Origin of the sequence: Dyella sp. M7H15-1 (genome assembly GCF_004114615.1) — a bacterium.
Lineage (GTDB): Bacteria > Pseudomonadota > Gammaproteobacteria > Xanthomonadales > Rhodanobacteraceae > Dyella_B.
On record NZ_CP035300.1, the window covers coordinates 2724043 to 2741121 of the forward strand.

14 protein-coding genes and 1 riboswitch are annotated in these 17079 nt (G+C 60.6%); of the genes, 6 read left to right on the forward strand and 8 right to left on the reverse strand.

The features are described from left to right. Positions 1–14 precede the first annotated feature (14 nt). Positions 15–2111 carry a transglycosylase SLT domain-containing protein gene (locus EO087_RS12640; RefSeq protein ID WP_128899174.1) on the reverse strand — a complete coding sequence of 699 codons (2097 nt, stop codon included), beginning with the start codon at positions 2109–2111 and terminating at the stop codon, positions 15–17. Positions 2112–2273: 162 nt separating this feature from the next. On the opposite strand from EO087_RS12640, the gene EO087_RS12645 reads away from it, so the two are divergent. Further along, the gene (locus EO087_RS12645; RefSeq protein WP_128899175.1) at positions 2274–3872 is read left to right on the forward strand and encodes a glycoside hydrolase family 17; all 1599 of its coding nucleotides are present in this window, start codon (positions 2274–2276) and stop codon (positions 3870–3872) included. On the opposite strand, the gene EO087_RS12650 is transcribed toward EO087_RS12645, so the two are convergent. From EO087_RS12650 to EO087_RS12670, 5 genes are all read right to left on the reverse strand, one after another. Next, positions 3783–4205: a hypothetical protein gene (locus tag EO087_RS12650; RefSeq protein ID WP_128899176.1), complete on the reverse strand. Its 423-nt coding sequence runs from the start codon at positions 4203–4205 to the stop codon at positions 3783–3785. The two genes, EO087_RS12645 and EO087_RS12650, sit on opposite strands and share 90 nt — an antisense overlap. Next, positions 4202–4975, reverse strand: a complete 774-nt coding sequence (locus tag EO087_RS12655; protein WP_128899177.1) for an endonuclease/exonuclease/phosphatase family protein — start codon at positions 4973–4975, stop codon at positions 4202–4204. Before EO087_RS12655 ends, EO087_RS12650 begins: the two co-directional genes overlap by 4 nt. Positions 4976–5029: 54 nt before the next feature. Next, the gene (locus EO087_RS12660) at positions 5030–5695 is read right to left on the reverse strand and encodes a thiol:disulfide interchange protein DsbA/DsbL (protein ID WP_128899178.1); all 666 of its coding nucleotides are present in this window, start codon (positions 5693–5695) and stop codon (positions 5030–5032) included. A gap of 82 nt (positions 5696–5777) precedes the next feature. Then, entirely contained in the window at positions 5778–6653 is an 876-nt protein-coding gene (locus EO087_RS12665) for a thiol:disulfide interchange protein DsbA/DsbL (protein ID WP_128899179.1), read from the reverse strand. Positions 6654–6710: 57 nt separating this feature from the next. Beyond that, positions 6711–7523, reverse strand: a complete 813-nt coding sequence (locus EO087_RS12670; RefSeq protein WP_128899180.1) for a c-type cytochrome — start codon at positions 7521–7523, stop codon at positions 6711–6713. Positions 7524–7759: 236 nt separating this feature from the next. Here EO087_RS12670 and yihA point away from each other — a divergent pair, with 236 nt between their 5' ends. Further along, positions 7760–8416, forward strand: a complete 657-nt coding sequence (gene yihA, locus EO087_RS12675; RefSeq protein WP_128899181.1) for a ribosome biogenesis GTP-binding protein YihA/YsxC — start codon at positions 7760–7762, stop codon at positions 8414–8416. Positions 8417–8420: 4 nt separating this feature from the next. Here the strand turns inward: yihA and EO087_RS12680 are convergent, their stop codons facing one another. Beyond that, a complete protein-coding gene (locus EO087_RS12680) occupies positions 8421–8918 on the reverse strand; it encodes a GAF domain-containing protein (RefSeq protein ID WP_128899182.1) in 498 nt (165 codons plus the stop codon). 98 nt (positions 8919–9016) lie between these two features. On the opposite strand from EO087_RS12680, the gene bioD reads away from it, so the two are divergent. The 4 genes from bioD to EO087_RS12700 all read left to right on the forward strand — a co-directional run bounded on the left by bioD (position 9017) and on the right by EO087_RS12700 (position 16168). After that, positions 9017–9739: a dethiobiotin synthase gene (gene bioD, locus EO087_RS12685; protein WP_128899183.1), complete on the forward strand. Its 723-nt coding sequence runs from the start codon at positions 9017–9019 to the stop codon at positions 9737–9739. Between the two features lie 66 nt (positions 9740–9805). Further along, on the forward strand, positions 9806–10156 hold the full coding sequence (locus tag EO087_RS12690; protein WP_128899184.1) for a hypothetical protein: 351 nt from the start codon (positions 9806–9808) through the stop codon (positions 10154–10156). A gap of 155 nt (positions 10157–10311) precedes the next feature. Further along, positions 10312–10541: riboswitch (cobalamin riboswitch) on the forward strand. A gap of 131 nt (positions 10542–10672) precedes the next feature. After that, positions 10673–12577 carry a TonB-dependent receptor gene (locus tag EO087_RS12695; protein WP_240669050.1) on the forward strand — a complete coding sequence of 635 codons (1905 nt, stop codon included), beginning with the start codon at positions 10673–10675 and terminating at the stop codon, positions 12575–12577. A 429-nt stretch (positions 12578–13006) separates the two neighbouring features. After that, positions 13007–16168, forward strand: a complete 3162-nt coding sequence (locus EO087_RS12700; protein ID WP_128899185.1) for an efflux RND transporter permease subunit — start codon at positions 13007–13009, stop codon at positions 16166–16168. Positions 16169–16281: 113 nt separating this feature from the next. On the opposite strand, the gene EO087_RS12705 is transcribed toward EO087_RS12700, so the two are convergent. Continuing rightward, positions 16282–16959 carry a type 1 glutamine amidotransferase domain-containing protein gene (locus tag EO087_RS12705; RefSeq protein WP_128899186.1) on the reverse strand — a complete coding sequence of 226 codons (678 nt, stop codon included), beginning with the start codon at positions 16957–16959 and terminating at the stop codon, positions 16282–16284. Positions 16960–17079 lie beyond the last annotated feature (120 nt).

The window sequence follows — 17079 nt, forward strand, 5'->3', positions numbered from 1 at the left end:
GAAAGTCCTTAGCTTCAGTGCGCCTTGTCCATGGCCGAGATGCTGCGGGGGACTGCGTTCGAACTGACCGCTGTGGATGTGGGTGTTGCCGGCGACGAGGATGCCGGTGCCGCCGCGGGCGTCGCACAGACGATGCTCTTGCGCGGATCCTGCGGATCCAGACGGCTATACGGCTGTCCGATCGGCGTCATGCGGGTAGAGATCGGCGCGGCCGTGCCGTGCAGGCGCCAATCATAGATCACGCTGTAGTACATCACACGTGCGACGTATTCGCGTGTTTCCTTGAACGGCATGGTGGCCACGAACACATCAGACGGCAGGGTGCCGCGTGCGTCCAGCCACTGGTTCAAGCGTCCGGCGCCGGCGTTGTAGGCCGCACTGGCCAGCCACGGCGCGCCATGGAAGCGTCCCGCCATTTGAGCCAGATAGCGCGTACCCAGTTCGATATTGACGAGGGGGTCGTAAAGACTGTCGCCGCCGGTCCACGGCAGACCGTTGCGGCGTGCCACTTCGGCGCCGGTGCTGGGCACCAACTGCATCAACCCGCGTGCGTCGGCACTCGACTGGGCATCGCTCATCCAGGCGCTTTCCTGGCGCAGGATGCCGTAGGCCCAGGAGGGGTCGATGCCGGCTTGTTCGGCTTGCGACACCAGGTTGTCCTGGCGGGCGAGCGGGAAACGCAGCGTGTAATAGTTCAGGCCCGGACCGTGATTGAAGGTGACGATGGCGCGGTCATACCAGCCACGCCGATCGGCCAGGTTCACGGCTTGGCGCAAGGTTTGCGCGTCGGCGTTGGCCATGGCCTGGCTCCACTCGCGCCGCGCCTGCTTGAACAGGTCCACGGCGAACAGTTCGAACGCGCGTTGCATGCCGGGGATCGCCAAGACGGCTTGTTCGCTCTGCGTATCCACCACCGGCTGCGCCACGCAGAGTGTGTATGGCGTGTTCTGATGATCCGCGGCCAGGTAGCCAAAATAGCTCGATTGCGCGGCAGCCGTGGCGTAAGCGCTCTGCGCTTCATTGGAACGCCCCAGTTCGCTCAGTGCTCTCGCCCGGAAATACAACCATTCGTCGTTCTGCTGCTGGTCGGGCGGCATGGCATTGATCGCGTCGAGTACGGCTTGCCAGTTCTGCTCGGCCAAGGCTGCGCGCACACGCCATTCGCGGCTGACATCGGTTTGTGCGGAAGGGGGTAGGTTGATCAGCCGAGCCAGCGCGTTAGCGTCGTAATCAGTGGCATGGAAGACGGCCAGCGCATGGAGGATGCTGTCACGCTGAGCAGGCGAGAAATGGAATTGTTTCTGCAATGTTTGCCATGCTGTATCGGCCGTGACGGACTGGCGCCGCGCCAGACGGACCAGGGCGAGCGCGGCCGCCTGTCGCGAACGCGCCGTATCTGGCCAGGTGGATGCCGCGGCCACGGCCGCGGAAGGGTCGTTGAGCGCCTGCGCAAGGTGTTGCGCCGTTTGGGCATCATTTCCTTCCAGCCACTTGGCTAGATTGGAAATCGTGCCGCCTTTGCCGGCTTCCGCAGCGATATCGATGCGCGCCCACAAGCGTGCAGGCGTCAACAGTCCTTGATCGTGCGCCGCTTGCAGCACCGGATCGCAGGCGGAAGGCAGACTCGGCGAATTCCACAGCGTGGCCAGGTCCTGGTTGAAATCCAGTGGCGTGCCGTCTTCCACTTTGGCTTGCAGGGCATCGCAAGTCAGGGTATCACCCAGGCCGGGCTGGTACATGGCCTGAAAATTGTCCCAATCCTGGCGGCGTGCCAGTTCCTGCAGGAAGTCGCGGCGTAGGTCGTCGGCCGGAATCAGGTCCGGGTACTGCCGCAGGTAGGCTTCAACGGTGGGGCGGTCGATCAATCGGATGTCGTGTTCCAGCGATGCCGCCTGCAAGTAGGGATAGAGCGGATAGTCCTTCAGGCTGGACGCCAGCGCGCGCCAACTATCTCCTCCCTGGCGGGCTGCCGCGTAAGCCTGCCTGAAAGCGACACGCTGCGATGAGAGGGTGGTGGTGTCTGTCTGGGCGGTCGCTGTGCTGACCAACATCCAGCTGGCGAACACGATCAACAGACGACGGCCAAGGCGCGGTAGGGCGTACGGGGCCATGAAAACTCCTGCGGATTATCCGGGCGAAGTGTAATGGATGGTTCAAGCGCGCCCTGAACAGGCTGTAAGTTTTCCAGCCGCAGCGTCGAAAATCGGTGAGAGTCTCCGCAGTGTTGCCTTAAGCTTGCGTGTTTTCACCACGACATGACCTACGGGGCCTGCATGTTGCCATCGCCAAAAAACGTTGCTCATTACGGGCTGGCCTGGTTGGTGTTGGTGCTGGCCACGTTGGCCGGGGTAGCGTGGTGGTGGAACATCGGCCGGCCTATCGCGTTGCCGGATGCGCCGTCGGATCGCATCGCTTGCGTGTCTTATGCGCCATTCCGCAAACCGGGCGAAACGCCGTACAACACGCACTTCGTGATGACGCCCGAACGCATCGACGAAGACTTGCGCACCTTGTCACAGCGTTTCGATTGCGTGCGCACCTATTCACAAGGCAACGGACTCAACGCGGTTCCCGCGATCGCTGCGCGGTATCACATGCAGGTGTTGATGGGGATCTGGCTTGGCGGCGTGGAAAAGCTCAACGAGAAAGAAGTGGCGATGGGCATTGCAACCGCCAACGCCAATGCCAAGTCGATCCGCGGCATCATTGTGGGCAATGAAGTGCTGTTGCGTGGCGAGTTGTCGCCCAAGCGCCTGGCCGAATACATTCAGACCGTACGCGCCGCTACGCCGAAGTCGATTCCCGTCACCTATGCGGATGTGTGGGAACGCTGGCTGAAATACCCGCAAATGGCGAAGATGGTGGACTTCATCACCATCCACATCCTGCCGTATTGGGAAGACAATCCGGTGCAGGCGGTGGACGCGGTGAAGCACGTCGAAGATGTCTATGCGCACATGAAGCAAGTTTTCCCCGACAAGCCGCTCATGATTGGTGAAACCGGCTGGCCCAGCGCGGGACGCCTGCGTCGCTCGGCCGAGCCGAGCATCGTGGATGAAGCGCTTTATTTGCGCGATTTTCTACGCTATGCCGCTACCGTGGACATGCCCTACAACGTGATCGAGGCTTTCGATCAACCATGGAAGCGTGCACAGGAAGGCACAGTAGGTGGTTACTGGGGCATCTTCGATTCGCAGGCGCGCCCGAAATTTCCCATGCGTGGCCCCGTTACGGAAGAACCGCGCTGGTGGCTGGGCTGGCTGGCGGGCGCGATGGGCGCCATGGCCTTTGCCGTCGTGGGAACGTGGCGCCGCCAATGGGACAGTCTAAAAGGATGGCTAGCGCTGCTCTTGGCGGGATTCGCTTCAGGCGCCTCGACGGCATGGCAAGTGCGGCAGATGATGTATGCCTGCGCCAAGGGGTGGGAATGGCTGCTGTCGATGGTCTGTCTTGTCGGAGCACTTTGTGTGGCGGTGGCTTTGGCGAGACGTATCGCGGCGCATCTGGCCGATCATCATGACCATTCCGAACCGGCGTCGTGGTGGCGCTTCGGCGCGCTGTTCGTATTGGTGCTGTACGACATCCTGATGGCGTTCAACGGTCGCTACATGGATTTCCCGATGGGCTTGTTCTTGCTGCCGTGCGTGGCTTATGGCGTGTTCGGCTTGCTCACGCATGAGCGATCGATGCCATCAGCCGAGCAACGTTTCATGGCCTGCGCCGGCCCCTTGCTTGCGATGGCACCGGTGATGGTCGAGGTGGGAATGAACAAGGTCGCCTGGTTATGGCTGGGCCTGAACCTGGCGATTGCTGTCCCTATTCTGGTCGCCTGGCGTTGGCATGCCAAACTTTTGAAGATTGACCCATCGTAGACAACCCACTAGCAGCGCCATGGCGCCGGCGTAGTAGCAGTACATGATGATGGCGAAAATGCCGAGGGCGGCGGCTAGCCAGGCTATCGCGATGTTCTTCCGGACGAACGCGAGCGCTGTGATGACCAGTGCAGCGATGCCAAAGCTGTAGGTATTGAAGCCGAGCACGATGAACGTGCGCATGCTACATGAGGCCGATGTGTTGCCGTCATCGCAACTATGCGCCAGCGCAGGCGGCTCGATGAACCCGTAGCGCAACCATGCCGTGAGCAGTCCGATCACCACGAGCAGGAGCCATGGCATGACGGTAAGGAACAGTCGCTTGGTAGTCATTGAGGTGATTTGACGGAAGGTGTGGGGAGCTGGATTTCGGCCGCCAGCGCCAGATGATCGGAGAAGGCTTGCGGCAGCGTCCAGACCTTTTCGATCTTGATGCCAGGGGAAACCAGGATGTGATCCAGCGCGCGCTTCGGTTTCCAGCTTGGAAAGGTCAGCACCGGATGCACGGGCGGCTGCAAATCACAGCGCTCGAACAGGTGCCGCATTTCCCGGCTGTGTGCGTCGGTATTGAGGTCACCCATCAGCACCGCATGCGGATAATCCTGCAGCACTTCGGCAATGAAGCCGAGCTGCTTCGCGCGCGCCTGTGCGCTGAGCGAAAGATGCGCGACCATCACCGCCAGCCCATGGGCATCGTCGCCGAAGTGGGCGAGCAGCGCGCCGCGACCGGGAATACGGCTGGGTAAGGGATAGTCGATCACCGTCCGCGGTTCGAACCGGCAGATAAGGCCATTGGCGGTGTGAGAAAGCTGCGCCACTGGGCGGTTCGGCTGATGGCTCCAAAACGGCATGCCAGAGGTTTCAGCGAGATAGCGCGTCTGGTTGAGGAAGCCCGAACGCAAGCTGCCGGCATCGGCCTCCTGTAAGCCGATCACGTCGAACTGCGGAAGCAGTTCGGCCAGTTGATCGAGGTTATCGAGCTTGCTGCGGCCGGGCAGTACCGCATTGATGCTGCGCGTGACATATTGCCGGTAACGCCGCACGCTGGCACCGGCCAAAATGTTGCAGCTAAGCAGGCGCAGCCGGTGTTTGGTGTGGGTCATGGGGCGAACGTTACAGGCTTGTGGCGTCGCCGGCGTGAACGACGTCACCCCATGTCATTTATCCTTTGCTTTTGCTTTAAGTTCCTGCTGCACCAGCCACTTCGTCAGGGCGACGAGCTGCGGAAAATCTTTGATGTTGGCGCTTTTATACTTGCCATCGACCACGATGCTTGGCGTGCTATCCACGCCCCATGCTTGGATCAAGGCGAGATCCTTCTTGATCTGCGCATCCGTTTCAGGCGAATGGGCAATCGTCATGAACTGGCCGCGGTTCACGCCTTGGCTGGCATAGAAGTTCGCGATTTCGTCCATCGAGTTGATCGGATACTGCTCCTTGAACTTTTTCTCGAACAGTAGATCGTGCGTGCGGTCGAGCACACCGAGTTTCTTCGCCGCATAGTAAGCACGTGCAAACGGGACCCAGGTGTCGTTGAACGGCGCTGGCACCGATTTGAATTCCACCCCGGCCGGCAGCGACTTGCGCAGCTCATCGGCGTACGGCGAGAACTCGGCACAGTGGATGCACGCATAAGAGAACACTTCCACCACTTCGATTTTGCCGCTGCTGCTGTCGCGCTGATACGGCGCAGGCAGGGTGACGTATTCGTTGCCATCGGTGAATGGTGCAGCGGTGGCGTTGGGCGCGGCAGCGCCGCAGGCGCTGGTGATGATCAGGCCGCAGAGCATGGCGATCAAACGGAATAGGACGGTCTTGAACATGGCTCTTCCTGTGCTTGGTACGGCGGTCATGCCGTCATCGATCGATCAAAGAAAAAAACGCCCGGCGGACCGGGCGCTGGGATTACTTGCCGGCCGCTTCTTTCGACACCAGCCACTTGGCCAGTTCGATCGATTGCGCATAGCCACCCGCATCACCCGGGGTGAAGCGATACTTGCCGTTGACGATGATGGTTGGCGTGCCTTCGACGCCGTAGACCTTCACCATGTCGTCGGCGCGCTTCATCTGCGTGTTGATGCTGAAGGAGTTGGCCACCGCCACGAACTCCTTAGGATCGACCCCGTACTTGGCGTAGAACTTGGCGACGTCATCGAGGGTCGTCCAGGCGGACTGCGGTTTCGGACGGCCGGTGGTCAGGTCGTCGGAAGCCAGCTCGCCGGTTTTCCACACCGCATCGAACATCGCGTTGTAAGTCTTGTCTGCCACGCCCAACGCCTTGGCGGCGAAGTAGGCACGTTGGAACAGCGGGAAATTTTCGTCCGGACGGAACGAGACCGGCAGATAGGTCATCACCGCATTCGAGGGCAGGCTCCGGGCAAGCTGGTCGGCGCTGGTGTGGAACGCGTTACAGGCCGGGCAGGCGTAGGAGAAGGCCTCGGTCACCACGATCTTGTCCGGGATGCCGGTCGGCTGGGCCGGTTCGATAGTGAAGTAGTTCTTGCCTTCCACCCATTTACCGTCATCCACGAACGGCGTCGCCGGAGCGGAAGGTTTTGGCGCAACCGTGGTCGTGCTGGCGGATGCCGGCACCACGGCCGTGCTGCTGGCTGCCGCGGTGGCGGCTGTCGCGGGTTTAGCCGCCGATGCCAGTGCGGTCGGCGCTGAGGTCCGCGCGGATGCGGGTTGCGACGGGGACGCGGTGCCGTTGTCGGGGCTGTTGTGGCTGCAGGCGGATACGGCGAGCAGTGCCGCACACAGGAAAGTCAGACGCTTCAGCATGGCTGGCCTCAGGATGGGGAAAACGAGAAAGCCTTTGACAACATCGCCGACTAGAAGTTACGGCGATGCGGACACAGGGGCGTTATTGTCGGTGACGTGCAGGCCTTCGATATAGCTGGCCAGCGCGGTGATGTCCTGTGGGTCGAGCTTCTTGGCGATCGTCGGCATGATCTGCGCGTGCGCATCATTGCTCCAGGTGACACCGTCGTGGAAATCCTTCAGCTTGGCTTCGACGTACTGCGCATGCTGGCTAGTGAGCTGCGGGTACATCGCGCCCGGGTTACCGCGTCCGTCGATACCATGGCAAGCCATGCAGGCGGGAATGCCGCGAGCCGGATCACCTTCGCGATAGAGCTTCTGGCCCTGGTCCACCACGGCCTGGTCGGCAACGCCCGGCAGCGAGCGTTTGCTGGCGAAATAGGCGCCAATGTCGTGCATCTCCTGACTGGATAGTGGAGCGGCCATGCCTTGCATGATCGCGTTCTGGCGCGAACCTGACTTGAAGTCGTGCAACTGGTGCGCGATGTACGTCTCGTGCTGACCGGCCAGCTTGGGATACTGCGCATCCGTGGAGTTGCCGTCCATGCCGTGGCAGGCACCGCAAGCCGCCGCCTTGGCCTGGCCGGCCGTGGCATCGCCGGGCTTGGTGGCAGCCGTGTGGTCGTCCGCTTCCGCGGGAGCGAGTGCCGCCGCCGGGGCGCTGCTCGCAGCGGCGGGTTTGGCGGCGGTGGAGGCGGTCGCCGTCGCTGCTGTTTTCGGGGGTGTTTGTTCTGGGGTGTTCTGCGCAAGTACCGCGCTAGTAGAGAAAGCAAGAACCAGGGCTACTGCATTCACAACAGCGGGCCGAGAACCGGCGAGCCGAAAACTCATACACTTGCCTCCAGGAAATACTGCTACGGATGTTCGGTGCGCGCCCTCAACACAATGTTCTGAACTTAAGCGTAATCCCAAGGTGTCGTCATCCCAGCTTTCGCTGGGATGACGAGCATGGAATTTCCACCGTTAAGTTCGGAGCATTGACCCTCAACGCCGGTGATGCCTGCGTAGAATGAATCAGAGCGCCGCAAATTATCTCCACGCCATATTAGCCGGTCAAACCACGACTCATGAGTTCCAACCCGTTGCAAGGTGCACAATTTGTGCTCGCCGCCCATCGCATCAACCAGTTACCTGCCGACGAAGGGGTGGAGGTGGCGTTTGCCGGTCGCTCCAATGCGGGAAAGTCCAGTGCATTGAATGCGTTGACCGGCCACAAAGGGCTTGCACGCACGTCGAAGACGCCGGGACGCACGCAGCAAATGGTGGCGTTCTCGTTGCCGCCCGTCGCGGTGGGCGAAGCCTTGCCCGCGATGGAGGCGCGCTTGATCGACCTGCCTGGATACGGCTACGCAAAGGTGCCTGACGCCCTGCGCGAACATTGGCGGCACGAGATCGATCGTTATTTGCACCAGCGACGCAGCCTGCGTGGTGTGGTGCTGATCGTGGACATTCGTCATCCCCTGAAGGAGTTCGACCGGATGATGCTCAATTTCTGCCTGGATACCGAGCTTGCCTGCCATATGTTGTTGACGAAAGCGGACAAATTGTCGCGGAATCAGTCGGTCCAATCACTTGCCGCATTGCGCAAGGAGCTGGCGGTGGGTATGCCTGTCACAGCGCAGGTGTTTTCGTCCGCGGATGGCACCGGCGTGGAAGAGGCGCGCCGTGCCGTCATGCAGTTGCTGGAAGGCAACGTCCGGACGAAAACCCAGGCTTCGCTATAAAGCTTCAGACCTGCGGGTCGACAACTTGCATGAAGACCTCACACAACGCCTCCATACCTGCGCGGTCTTCCTCGTCGAAGCGCGCGATAGACGGGCTATCGACATCCCACACGCCCAGCAAGCTGCCATCGGCCTTGACCAGGGGCACCACGATCTCCGATTGTGACGCCGCGTCGCAGGCGATATGGCCGTCGAAATCGTGCACGTCGCGCACTATCTGAGTCTGGCGGGTTTGCGCTGCGGTGCCGCATACGCCTCGGCCGAGTGCGATGCGGATGCAGGCAGGCTTGCCCTGGAAAGGGCCGACCACCAACTCCGTACCGTCGTAGAGATAGAAGCCCGCCCAGTTGAGCTCGGGCAGACTGTTGAAGACGAGCGCGGCGAAATTGGCTGCATTGGCAATCAGGCTAGGTTCCCCGGCCAGCATGCCGCGTGCCTGTTCGGCCAGTTCGGTGTAGCGTTCGCGCTTGCTGCTGACGTCGCTGGTCTTGATTTCGAACATGATGAGTCGATCCGAATGCTGAAAGGCAATGCCTTAAGATCCATGGCCCTAAGATTGGGACGTCCCACACCAGGGCACAAGGGGAGCCCCAACCATCCATGAGCGAGCAAGGCAACGCGGCACATCCGAACGCGCTTAGGCGCTCATCGGCTGCACTGTTTATTGCCGGCACTGATACCGGCATAGGCAAGACCCACGCAGCTTGCACGCTGATCCACGCCTTGCGTGCCACCGGCCGCAGCGTTTGCGGCATGAAGCCGGTGGCCAGCGGATGCATCGATACCGCGCACGGTTTGCGCAATGAAGATGCGTTCGCCTTGCTGGCCGCCTCCAGCGCACCTGTGCCCGCATACGCATCCATCAATCCTATGGCCCTGCGCGAACCGCTGTCGCCGCATCTGGCGGCTGTACGCGAAGGTGTAACGATTGCCCTGCCGCCGCTGCGCGCTGCCTTCGACATGCTGCGTCAGCACTATGACACTGTGGTGGTGGAAGGCGTGGGCGGGTGGTGCGTGCCATTGGCGCCGGGACTATTGGCCTCGGCCATCGCTATAGAGTGGGCATTGCCGGTTGTGCTGGTGGTGGGATTGCGCCTGGGTTGCCTCAATCACGCCGTGTTGACGGCACAAGCGATTGAAGCAGATGGTTGCCGGCTGGTTGGCTGGATGGGTAACCAGATCGATCCACACATGGCTGCGATAGAGGAAAATATCGATACGTTGTGTCAACTGCTGCCAGCCCCTTGCCTTGGTATCTTGTTGCATGGGGTAGCCCCCGAGCAGGCGTCATACGCGCTACATCAGGGGGCGATGGTGTTTTGAATGGGAGCGAAGACCGGCCTATCACCGGTTCTTGCTATGTACGGTAAGCCAAAAGAGGGAGCCTTCATGACCCACCGCAGTCACTACTATTTGCAGATCAAGGATCTGGCGCATGCGCGTGGTACGCACCCGGCATTGAGCTACGACGGCGCCGGTCCGAATGATTTTGCCGCGGCCTTGCAGGAAGCATTGCGCAGTCCGCTGCTGTTCCAACGTTGGCGCGCCTTGCAGCCTGATCCGGATGGCATCGACGAGCATCTCGGCATTACCGATCAGCTTGCGAAAGTGAGCGCAAAGGTGGCGGACCTGCATATCGACGTGGAAATGATCACCGATTTGCCGATGCGTATTTTGCGCCAGCGTCTGAACTGGTTGATTGGCGCGAACTGGCAACTGCACGACGTGCGACCGACGTGAGTCATCCGATGACATCCATCCGATTTAGATACTCACATGGGACAATTTTCTCCGGACAGCAATGGGTCTTCGCCGGGATGGCGATGAGGCCAGAGTGGCGCTCCGGGCCATGCACGGATTCACTGCCCGAATTGCCCCAACCCACCCTCACCCGCTAAAGTTCGCCCGTTTCGGGTGTCCCCGGGCCTTGGGCTTGAGGGGATGAAACGGGAAGCCGGTGCGCTACTAACGCAGCAATTCCGGCACTGCCCCCGCAACGGTAAGCGAGCGTTTTACGAACGATCACGCGCCACTGTGCATCGCATGGGAAGGCATCGTTCGACGGCGTGCATGAAGGGCATGCCACTCGCGAGTCCGGAGACCGGCCTGATTCGATGGTTCTGGCGACTCGCGGTGGGCGGGGCTCGGAGCGCGTGTCGCGGCACCTGTCGCATGCCCGCCATTCCGTTTCCTGCGCTGCAAGTTCGCCGGCTTATTTATTCACGCCGCGCGGGGCCGTGCGGCAGGGGAATCAACATGTTGAAAAAGACTGCGCTAGCAGCCGCACTTCTGTCTGGATTGGCCGTGTCGGCCGCTCATACCCAAATCACCACCGATCAGAACAACACGCTGTCGCCGGTGATTGTCACCGCAACGCGTACGGCGATCACCGCCGATGACGCGCTGTCTTCGGTCACCGTGATCCCACGCGAGGATATCGACCGCCTGCAGCCGACCTCGGTGAGGGATTTGCTGACCGGCCTGCCCGGCATCTCGATCTCGCAAACCGGCGGCATCGGCGAATCGACCTCGCTCTATCTGCGTGGCACCAATTCCACCCACGTGCTGGTGCTGATCGACGGCGTGCGCATCGGCTCGGTGAGCCTGGGTCTGGCAGCGCTTGAACAGATTCCGGTCGATGCGATCGAGCGCATTGAACTGGTGCGCGGCCCGCGCTCCAGCTTGTATGGTTCCGATGCGATCGGTGGCGTGCTGCAGATTTTCCTGCGTCACGGCCAACCCAATGGCGGCGTGACACCCTCGATCAGCATCACCGGCGGCAGCCATGGTTATGTGAACGGCCAGGCTGGCGTATCCGGCGGCGATTCACATCTGTGGTACAACGCCAGCCTCGGCGGCACCTACACCGACGGTATCCCCTCCTGTCGCATGGGCGCGGCGGAGCGAGGCGTGGCGTGCTTCGTGGACGATCCACGCAACGACGCCTACCGCAACTGGAACGGTTTCGCCAACTTCGGTTATCGCTGGGACAACGGCACCGAACTTGGTTTCGACTGGATGCGCAGCAAGAGCAACGTGGAATACGCCGGCAGCCCCTACAGCGGTAACGATGCCCTCGAGGAACAATACGTTGCTGGAGCACACCTGAGCTTCACGCCGATGGATATCTGGAAGGTCACACTGACCGCCGCCCAGAGCCGCGATGACGACGATACGTACTACCAGGGCACCTATTTCGGTGAGTATTACCCCCGCATGCCCACCGGTTATTTCGGTTCGCGCCGCAATCAGGCGTCATGGCAGAACGACATCACGCTGGCCAGTAACCAGTTGCTGACGGTGGGTGTCGACTATCAGCAGGAACACATTTACAGCGATACCGCGTTCGAGGAGACCATGCGCGGCGATACCGGCACCTTTGCACAGTACCAAGGCACCTTCGGCCAGAACGAAGTGCAGTTGTCGGCACGGCATGATCACAATGATCAGTTCGGCAACCACAACACTGGCGCGGCGGCCTGGGGTTATCACTTCGAGCAAGGTCCGGTGCTGTCGATGAGCTATGGCACGGCTTTCCACGCACCGACCTTCAATGACCTGTATTTCCCGGCCATGGGCGGCGTGCCCACCGCCAACCCAAACCTGAATCCGGAAACCTCGCGCAGTGCGGAAATCGGCCTGACCCAGCAGCTCAGCACCTGGAACTGGGGCGTAAATGCCTACCAGACGCGCATCAACGACCTGATCGCGCTCAACAGCCTGTACATCCCGATGAACATCAGCCGCGCCGTGATCCGCGGTATCGAAGGCCAGTTCGGCTTCAACCTGGATGACTGGCGCGTGCAAAGCTACCTGACGCTGATGCAGCCTAAGAACGACGAAAGCCCGTACAACGGTAACCTGCTGCCGCGCCGCGCCAAACAGACCGGACGAGTGGATATCGATCGCCGCTTCGGCCAGTTCAACCTAGGCGCAACCTTCTTCGCTTCCGGCAAGCGCTACGACGACATCGCCAACGTGCACCGCATGGGCGGCTACGCCACCACCGACCTGCGCGTCAGCTACAACCTCGCACCGCGCTGGCAGGTGGAAGCCAGACTGGCCAACGTGTTCGACAAAAACTACGAGACGGCCTACTACTACAACCAGCTCGGCCGTACGTGGTACTTGACGCTGCGTTACAGTCCGTCGATTCATTAATCGCTTTTGCCCACCCAACATAGGTGGGCATACGCCAACAAAGTAAAGCAACTCTACCTAACGCATCGACGCTCCCTTACGTCGCCTTTCATCCATTTCTGATGACGACGAGAGTCCATGGTGACAACCTGATGTTCAGTGTCTCTTTCCCTGGATATCCTGGATATGTCGATAAGGGATGGCGAGCCTTCACAGGATCGCAAAGCCCAGGCCGGATCATAAGGCCCCATGTCGACGTTCTGCTCCGAAGACTCCGAAAATATGCCATGCCTTCCAGCATGGCCAGACTTCAGGCACATTCGCCGGGATGGAATGCCGAGGCATAAGAATGTCCATGAATGTGCTCTTCTTTCTGGTTGCGCGATCGCCTGCGCAGAGTGCAGGCGATCGCGGCTTGCGTTTGCCTGACATCACGGTACGAATCAGGCCGTGAACGTCTTCGAGCCCATCATCCGCCGCCCGATCGGCACCTCGTTGCTGGCCATTGGGCTGACGATCGCTGGTTTCTGCGCCTACCTGTTGCTGGGTGTGGCGGCGTTGCCCTCGCTGGATTTTCCCGGCTTGGTCGTCATCGCCCAATATCCGGGCGCCGATGCACAAACCATGGCCGCCACGGTAGTGGCGCCGTTGGAGCGCCAGCTAGGCCGCATTCCCGGTATCCAGCAGATGACATCGGACAGCAATGCCGGCGGCACGCAGATCCAAATCCTGTTCGATTTCGGCCGCAATGCCGACAAGGCTGCGCGCGATGTGCAGGCCGCCATCAACGCCGCACAGGCGGATCTGCCGTCCGGCATGCAGCCGCCGCAATATTTCAAATTCGATACGTCGTCGATTCCGATCCTGCTGATTTCGCTCACCTCGACCGGCATGCCGCCGGACAAACTCTACGACCTCACTGATACCCTGTTGAAACCGGCTGTGTCGCAAATCCCGGGCGTGGCGCAGGTGCAAGTGTTTGGCGGCACGCCGCATGCGGTGCGCGTGAATTTCAATCCCGCCGCGCTGACCGCCAAGGGCATCACCGCCAACGATATGGCCAATGCGCTGCGAGCGGCGAATGTCACCTCGCCGCAAGGCATTCTCAGCGACGGCTTTCGGCAGATGACCGTCACGGCCAATGATGCACTGCAAACGGCGCAAGATTTCGGTCGGCTGGTGATCGCCAATCAGAAAGGCGTGCCGGTCTATCTCTCCGACGTGGCCACCATCACCAGTGGCCAGCAGGATAAATACCAGGCGGCATGGTTCAACGGCCAGCGCGCCGTGTCAATGCAGATCAGCAAGCGCCCCGAAGCCAACTCGGTGGCGCTGGTGCAGGAGATTCGCAACCGCTTGCCGGCCTTGCGCAATCTGGTGCCGGCGAATGTGCAGGTCACGCCGATTTTCGACCTGACCCAAGGCACCAAGTCCGCTCTGCATGAAGTGGAAGTGGCGCTGCTGCTCAGTATCGTGATGGTCGCCGTCGTGATGCTGGTGTTCCTGCGGCGCTTGCGTCCCACTCTGATTGCGATGCTGAGTGTGCCGCTCTCTTTGGCGGGTGCCTTTGTGGTGATGTATACCGCAGGCTTCACGCTGAATACGTTGTCGCTGATCGCCCTGGTGCTGTGCATCGGCTTCGTGGTGGATGATGCGATCGTGGTGATCGAAAACATCGTGCGCCATATGGAGCATGGTGCCACTGCGCTGGACGCGGCGCTGGTGGGTGTACGCGAAATCGGCTTTACGGTTATCTCGATCACGGTGTCGCTGGTTGCCGTGTTCGCGCCGATGGTGTTCGGCAACAACACCCTGGTGATGCTGATGCGCGAATTCTCGGTCACGCTGATTGCGACGATCGTGATTTCCGCGCTGGTGTCGCTCACGTTAACGCCCGCCTTGTGTGGACGTTATCTGCTGGCCGAAGAACCGGCCGGCCGCACGCCGGGCAAGCTGGAACGAATCGCGGAGCGCTTCGACCGCTGGATGCTGCGCATCTACCAGCGTGGCCTGGACTGGGCCATGCACCACCGCCGCATCATGCGCTGGCAGCCGTTGATCTTGCTGATCCTGACCGGCGTGCTTGCCGTGGTGGTCGCCAAGACCGCCGGTGGCGCCATCATGCCCAAGGAAGATACCGGCATGCTGATCGCGCAGTTGGAAGCCGAAGCCAATATCTCACCCAGCCTGATGGCCCAGCGCACCAAGGCCATTGCCGCGATCATGCAGGCCGATCCGGCGGTGAGCGATGTCACCACGATTCTTGGCGGCAACAACAACAATGGTGCCGTGGGCAACAATTCCACGCTGTTCGTCGACCTCAAGCCGCTCGGCAAGCAGCCCGGTCAGCGGCCCGATTCGCTGCAGAAGGTGATTGCCCGTCTCGACGAAAAGTACAAAAGCATTCCGGACATGAAGGTCACCATGCGCGGCCTACAGTTCCTTGGCGGCCCCAGCAACAAGGGTGGCGGCGAATTCGCGTTCGACCTGGGCAGCAACAATGGCACGCCGCTGCAGGAGCCCACGCTGAAGCTGGCGCAAGTGATGCGCAAGATGAATCAGTTCAAGAACGTCACCACCAGTTACGACAGTATCGGTAAGCAGCAGTTGCTGGAGGTAGACCGCGACGCCGCATCGCGCCTGGATGTGGGCATGGGCCTGGTCGACCAGGCGCTGACCGATGCCTTCGGCCAGACACCGGTATCGGTGATCTATTCGGATATCAATCAGTACCGCGTGGTGATGACAGCCAATAACGCCGACACCTTGAGTCCGGATACCTTGCTCAACACCTATGTGCGCAGCACCCAGGGCAAGATGGTGCCGCTCTCGGCCATTGCGCATATCAAGTCGTATATCGCGCCGGTGGAGATCCAGCATTACAACCAGGTGGAATCCTCCACCATCAGTTACAACCTCGCTGATGGCGTCACCCAGGCGGATGGCTTGAGATATATCGACCAGGCCATGTTTGCCGCGCAATTGCCGCCCGGTGTTACCAAGCGCTACACGGGCGACAACCAGAAACTGATGGAGGCGTTGCAAAACGCACTGATCGTATTTGCCGCGGTGATTCTGGTGATGTACATCGTGTTGGGCATCCTGTACGAAAGCCTGGTTCATCCGCTGACTATTCTTTCGACCTTGCCCGCCGCCGGTATGGGGGCATTCCTGGCCATGCTGATCACACACACCCAGCTCACCATCATGTCGGTGATTGCCATGTTGATGCTGATCGGTATCGTGAAGAAGAATGCGATCCTGATGGTGGACTTCGCGCTGGTGGCCGAACGCAAAGGCGGGCTCGCGCCGCCGGATGCCATCCGCGAAGCAGCCTTGGTGCGTTTCCGCCCGATCACCATGACCACCCTGGTGGCGATGGGTGCCGCACTGCCGCTGGCGATCGGCTTCGGTATTGGCTCGGAGATGCGCCAGCCGCTGGGCATCGCCATCCTGGGCGGATTGTTCGTATCGCAATTGCTGACCCTGCTCAGCACGCCTGCCATCTATCTGTGGCGATACGATCACCGTCAGCGCAAGGCCGCGCGCAAAGCGCGCCGTGAGGAAAAGCGCCGACTGCGGGCCGGCAAGCCCATGACTGCCATGGATTGATGTGTGCCTTCAGATATCAGGCACTTGGATCTGAGAGAAAGCTGGGATTTTCACCCCAGCTCACTCGCTTTTTCAGCCAGATGGAGTTGCATAAAAGCACTCTTGGCGAAGACTCAATGCAACAACGCCAGAACCGCTTGCGCCACCATTACCGATGAAGCCGGGTTCTGCCCAGTCACCAGATGACCCGCCGTCACGGCATGAGATTGCCAATCAGCCTTCTTCACGTACTGGCCACCGTTAGCCTTGAGCATGTCCTCGACCAGGAAGGGCACGACATCGGTAAGCCCGGCAGCCGCTTCTTCGCTATTGCTGAAGCCGGTTACCGACTTGCCCTTCACTAATGGCTGACCATCCTTGCCGCGCGTATGGCGAAATACCGCCGGTGCATGACAAACCGCGCCCACCGGCTTGCCTGAGGCATAGGTATGTTCGATCAGGGCGATCGAGTCCTTGTCTTCGGCCAGATCCCACAGCGGACCGTGGCCGCCCGGATAAAACACGGCGTCATACTCGCCCTTGGCGGCATCGGTGAGCTTGAGCGTGGCCGACAGGGCCTTGACGGCTGCCGCGTCAGCATGGAAACGGTGCGTTGCTTCTGTCTGCGCGTCGGGGGCCTCGCTTTTGGGATCAAGCGGTGGCTGTCCGCCCTTGGGCGATGCGAGCACGATATCGACACTGGCGTCCTTGAAGGTGTAGTAAGGCGCGGCGAATTCTTCCAGCCAGAAACCGGTCTTGTGGCCGGTGTTGCCAAGCTGGTCGTGCGAAGTCAGAACCATCAGGATTTTCATCAATGACTACTCGGTAGGAGGCACCACATGGGAAGAGGCGCCATGAATGCGTTATGTACGGCAAAACTAAATGATGTGATCGAGAGACAATACTTGCAAGGGGGCTTGGGGACGGAAGAG